Here is a 5,565-nt window from a genome sequence, read left to right on the forward strand (position 1 = left end):
AAGGCGGGGCGAGCAAAGCGAGCGGCCACCTGAGCCCGAAGGGCGAATTGGCCGGTACCCCGCCGGAGCTCGAAAAGTGAGCCTTAGTTTAGTCGCTTTGCAACTCCGGAGCATTAACACAAAATGCCACTTAAATAAGAAGTACTTTGTCAACAAACTGACAGGGCAATTTAGCCCTGTCTTACTTTTTGGTGCTTCTATAATAATCTTTTATGACGTTATTATACATTTCATAAGTCCTTTTAGCAATGCTTTCCCAGCTGAACATGTCTTCTACTCTTCTTCTTCCATTTGCCCCGAATTTCTTTGCCAGTTCCTTATTCTCCAATAAAATATTTATATGCTTGGCAAGCTCTTCAGAATTACCTGGTTCCACCAAAAAACCCGTCTCTTCATGGACCACAACTTCTTTAATCCCTCCTGTGGCACTTGCTACAACAGGAGTTTCACAGGCCATGGCTTCCAAATTTATTATCCCAAAGGGTTCATATATAGAAGGACACACAAACACTTCCGCATTGCTATAGAGCTCTACTATGTCTTCTTTTTTTACCATTTCATTTATCCAGATTATATTGTCATGGGCTTTCACTTTATTTTCAACTTCTTCCAAAATCTCTTGAGTGTCAGGAGAACTAGCACAAAGCACTACTTTTACATCTTTAGGCAAATACTTAACAGCATCTATAAGGTAGGTAATACCCTTCTGCCTGGATATTCTCCCTACAAAAAGGATATACCTCCCCTCAATCCCATACTTTTTTCTGGCAATATTTCTATCTACTTTTTTATATTCTTTCAAATCTATGCCATTGTGTATCACTTCTATTTTCTCCTCAGGAACATCGAAATATTTTAATATATCTTCCTTCGAACCCTGAGAAACAGCTATTATCCTGTCGGCAGCTTCTATCCCTGTTTTTTCCATCCATGAGCTTAACCTGTATCCGTTCCCAAGTTGTTCTTCTTTCCATGGTCTTAAAGGCTCCAGACTGTGAATGGTAACGACCAATGGCTTATCGTAAAGTTTTTTACCAATGAAACCAGCCATAAAAGTATACCAGGTATGACAGTGAAGTATGTCGGAATCTATGGGGTCTTTTACCATTGCCAGATCTACTGAAAAAGGCCCTAAAACCTTCTGATATTTAGGGTCTGAGTCTTTTTTTAGCTCTTCCCATTCTTTATATCCTTTTACTGTTAAATTTTCCGAAATTACTTGCTGCTCTCCAAAACATCTTACATCCACCTGCATAAATTTTGATAATTCTCTTGTGAGGTAATCCACATGAACTCCTGCTCCACCGTATATATTTGGCGGGTATTCATTAGTAAAAATCGTGACTTTCAAACTATCCATAACTTACCCCCATTTCTTGCGGTTTTTTAAGGTCTTTTATACATTCCAAAATACCATTAAGAGGTATTTTGAACCAGCTAGGTCTGTTGTTCACTTCATAAATACCTTCAAAAAGAGCTTTATCCAATTTAAATAGAGCCAAAACCTTTAAAAATTCTTCTTCTGGCAGAAGGTCTGGAGCTTTTTGGGACACAGCATCCACGTATTCTTTTACAAATACTTCTTCCACTTCTTTCTCCCACGATATGAGAAGTTCCTCTATCTCTTCCTCCTCGTCCTTCCCCTCTTTCTCTAAATAATTGAAATAGGCCGCATATGCGGCGTAGCTAAAGGACCTCAGCATTCCTGCTACGTCTTTCAAGGGTGAAATCTTTTCTCTTCTCACTTCTATAGGCTTCGTAGGTTCGCCCTCAAAATCTATTATCACATATCCTCTATCTGCCTTTAAAATCTGCTCGAGATGAAGGTCTCCATGGCACCTCATGTACTTGCCAAGAGACATGTGAGAAAATTCATCTAACTCTTCAAAAATAAAGCTTTTAAATCCCTTTATATCCTCGATCAAAAGCTTTGTAGTTTTATCAAAATGCTTCCCCTCCACAAAAGCTAAAAGCTTAGAGAAATTATCTTTTATGTTGCTTAAAATCTTATTCACATTTTCTTGACTTATATTTTCTTTTGTAAAGGAAAGCTTGGTATGCATTTCACCAATGATTTTAGCTATTTTTTTCACTTCTTCAATATAGTCCGAGAAATCTGTTTTTCTTTGATATATCATCTGCATCAAATACTGCTGTGTATATTGCCACATATCTCCCTGATTTTTTATATATTCTAATACCATTGCCACAGTATACTTTTCTCCTGTAGGAACTTCGTACAAAAAATAGCCTCTTATGTCTTGCACATTTTCAAAACCAGTTTTTTTAAGCTCAAAGGTCATCTCTAAATCCGGGTTTATCCCCTCCAGAAACTTTCTGTAGGTTTTAATTATCTCGTCTTTTCTCAAATACGTCAGACTGTTTGTGGATTTATCACTCAATCTTTCTACTTTATATATGTCTTCCTCTTTTAAAAGATATGACCTGAGTCTTGCACCAGATTTAAACTCTACCGAACCTTTATTTAACAAAATCTCGTTCAACCATTTTACATAGGGCAGGGAATCTATAGCATCATATATAAAATAAGTTCTACCTTCCAGCTTTACTTGGTCTATCAAATCCGCTTTTTTAATCTCTTTCGATATAAAAACTGGAAGGTAATAATAAGCTGTATAAGGGCTTTTGTCAACAGGATTTTTAAGTAGCAGTCCTAAAATAACTACCGCTAGCGTTTCGTCATTTTCTTCGTATATGATGAAATAGTCTCTTATAAAAACATTCAAAACTTCATAGGCTTTTTCTTGAAACCATCTAAATCTCTTTAAATTGTCCCCTTTTATACGTGATATAACTTTTTCCATTACACCACTTCTTTCCTCGCAGGTTGTAAAACATCTATTTTCAAAACTGACGCAGCCAACTCAGGTGCCACTGGATTTATATAAACTCCTGTACCAAGTTCAAACCCCGCCGCTATCGTTAGCCTTGGTGCAATCTCCAAGTGCCAGTGGTAATTCCTCAAATCTTCTGGAGGAAGAGTGTGAAGCACAATATTATAAGGAGGCATATCAAACTCCTTTTCATACTTTTCAATCAAAGGCTTTAAAATCTCTGCAAGTCCTGATAGGTGTTTTTCATCTAAATCTTCAAATTTTTCCTGATGAATTTTAGGAATTATCCATGATTCATAAGGATACTGGGAAGCATAAGGCGCTATAGCCAAAAAATATTCATTTTCACCTATCAACCTGACACCGGCCTCTTTTTCATACTGGACAATCTCGCAATAAGGACATTTTCTTTCCTTTTTTATATAATCCTGCGTCCCCTCAATCTCTTTGTTCACCAAATCAGGAACAAAAGGCGTTCCAATTATCTGCCAATGTCCATGCTCTAGTGAAGCTCCTCCTCTTGGGCCAAAATTTTTAAAAACTTGTATATACTTTATCTTTTTATCTTCCGCAATTGCCTTATATCTCTCGACTATAGCATGAAAAACCATCTTTATCTGCTCAACACTCAATCCCCCAAAGGTCACATCGTGATAGGGAGACTCCACGATAACCTCCGCCACTCCGTAGCCATATTCGGCTTTATAAAGGGCTGGTACTTCGATTTCTTTCTCTTCCCTGTTAAGCGCACCAAACTTGTTTGGGAACCCTCTTACAAGCCACTTTCCCTTTTTATCTTTTATCTCTATAAGGGCTGGTGGAGTCATGGCTTCATTACCTGGGCAGAAGGGACAATTTTTACTCCCCTTTTTTTCCTGATGAGCAATAACAAAATCATGAGGCCTTTTTGCCCTTTCTACAGCTATAATAACCATTTTCCCTGTAATTAAATCAAACCTTATTTCCGACATGGTTTTCTCCCCTATTCCAAACAATTTTATTATGCAATCGAATGCATAGCTTTTTAAAAATAAAAATGCTTTATATGAATTCAATGCAACCGAATGCATTCTATATTTTTATAATATACCTTGCTCTTAAAATTGTCAAATGAATTTTATACCTAAGAAATTCCGACCTATAAATAATAATTATTATCTTAAAAAAATTTTTTAAAAAACTATTGACAGAATCAAAAATTGATATTATAATAAAATTGTAATCAATACAAAAATGAATTTAGTTTAAAGAGGTGATAAAATGGAGATAAAGGAGTTGGTGTTAAAAACTTTAAAAGAATCTCCAGAGCCTTTAAAACCAAGAGACATAGCTTTAAAAGCTAATGTAGACAAAAAAGACGTTGACAAGGCTATAAAAGAATTAAAAAAGGAAAACCTAATAATATCTCCTAAAAGGTGCTATTACGCTGCCAGATAATTTAAAGAAAGAAGTAATGAAAATGACTTATAGAGTGGAGGAATTAAAAGAGTATTTAAAAAAGCATGGAATAAGGCCTTCTACAATAAGGATTAAAGTACTAAAGTATCTGTTAGAAAATAGAATTCATCCTACCGCAGATGACATTTATAAAAGCCTGATAAACGAAATTCCTACTCTCTCTAAAACGAGTGTTTATAACACTTTGGACTTGTTTCTAAAAAAAGGGCTTGTTAGCACTTTATCTTTTAAGGAAAAAGAGTTAAGATACGATATTAATACTCGATTTCACGGCCATTTTAAATGTGAAATTTGTGGAAAAGTTTATGACTTCCCTGTATCAGAAAAAATGTTAGAAGTGGATGAGTTAAAAGGGTTTTCAATTAAAAATGTTGACATAAATGTTTATGGCATCTGTAAAGAGTGTAATGAAAAAATAATAAAAAATTTTAAGGAGGAAGAGTAAAATGGAAGAGGTAAGAATGAAACTTTTAGGTGAAAAGTTCCCATCTATGGAGGTAATGACAACTCACGGAGTAAAGAGACTGCCTGAAGACTACGCAGGAAAATGGTTTGTGCTCTTCAGCCACCCAGCAGACTTCACACCAGTTTGCACAACAGAGTTTGTAGAATTTGCAAGAAAAGCTGAGGAATTCAAGCAATTAAACACTGAACTCATTGGGCTTTCAGTCGACCAGGTATTCTCTCACATCAAATGGGTAGAGTGGATAAAAGACAATACAGGAATACAGATACCTTTCCCTGTAATAGCTGATGAACTAGGAAAAGTATCCAATCAGTTAGGAATGATTCATCCCGGTAAAGGAACAAACACAGTTAGAGCCGTATTTATCGTAGATGACAAAGGCGTGATAAGGCTTATCATGTACTATCCACAGGAAGTAGGAAGAAATGTAGACGAGGTATTAAGAGCCTTAAAAGCACTTCAGGTAGCAGATCAGTACGGCGTTGCACTTCCTGAGAAGTGGCCAAACAACTACTTAATTAAAGACCATGTAATAGTGCCGCCTTCCACCGATGAAGCTTCTGCAAATGAGCGAAAAGAAAAGATAAAGACAAAAGAAATTGAGGCTTTTGACTGGTGGTTTGTACACAAACCTTTGAAATGAGGTCACCCATAAAATATCCCTTCTTTTCGACAAAGCGAAACGGGCTTGAAGATTTCAAGCCCGTTTCGCTTTGCCCTAGTTTGTTGAGAAAGTGCTTCTTATTTAAGTGGCATTTTGTGTTAATGCTCCGGAGTTGCAAAGCG

At 36.4% G+C, this 5,565-nt stretch carries 6 protein-coding genes; 3 read left to right on the forward strand and 3 right to left on the reverse strand.

Features of this window, described 5'->3' with window-relative positions:
• Positions 1-181: 181 nt before the first annotated feature.
• The 3 genes from glgA to galT are packed head-to-tail and all read right to left on the reverse strand — an operon-like array spanning position 182 to position 3,826.
• Positions 182-1,360: a glycogen synthase gene (gene glgA, locus ACPLVE_RS10845; RefSeq protein ID WP_424611560.1), complete on the reverse strand. Its 1,179-nt coding sequence runs from the start codon at positions 1,358-1,360 to the stop codon at positions 182-184.
• Positions 1,353-2,825 (reverse strand): hypothetical protein, encoded by a 1,473-nt coding sequence (locus ACPLVE_RS10850; protein ID WP_424611561.1) that lies wholly within the window; start codon positions 2,823-2,825, stop codon positions 1,353-1,355. Before ACPLVE_RS10850 ends, glgA begins: the two co-directional genes overlap by 8 nt.
• A complete protein-coding gene (gene galT, locus ACPLVE_RS10855; RefSeq protein ID WP_424611562.1) occupies positions 2,825-3,826 on the reverse strand; it encodes a galactose-1-phosphate uridylyltransferase in 1,002 nt (333 codons plus the stop codon). The genes ACPLVE_RS10850 and galT overlap by 1 nt, the downstream gene beginning before the upstream one ends.
• A 289-nt stretch (positions 3,827-4,115) precedes the next feature.
• On the opposite strand from galT, the gene ACPLVE_RS10860 reads away from it, so the two are divergent.
• Genes ACPLVE_RS10860 through ACPLVE_RS10870 form a run of 3 tightly spaced genes read left to right on the forward strand, consistent with a single transcriptional unit; the run spans position 4,116 to position 5,422 of the window.
• Positions 4,116-4,292, forward strand: coding sequence for a MarR family transcriptional regulator (locus ACPLVE_RS10860; protein WP_424611563.1), 177 nt, complete (start codon positions 4,116-4,118; stop codon positions 4,290-4,292).
• Positions 4,293-4,308: 16 nt separating this feature from the next.
• On the forward strand, positions 4,309-4,758 hold the full coding sequence (locus tag ACPLVE_RS10865) for a Fur family transcriptional regulator (protein ID WP_424611564.1): 450 nt from the start codon (positions 4,309-4,311) through the stop codon (positions 4,756-4,758).
• Between the two features lies 1 nt (position 4,759).
• Entirely contained in the window at positions 4,760-5,422 is a 663-nt protein-coding gene (locus ACPLVE_RS10870) for a peroxiredoxin (protein WP_424611565.1), read from the forward strand.
• Positions 5,423-5,565: the final 143 nt, after the last annotated feature.

The organism is Caldanaerobacter sp. (genome assembly GCF_049701115.1).
In the GTDB taxonomy this organism is placed as follows: Bacteria; Bacillota; Thermoanaerobacteria; order Thermoanaerobacterales; family Thermoanaerobacteraceae; genus Thermoanaerobacter.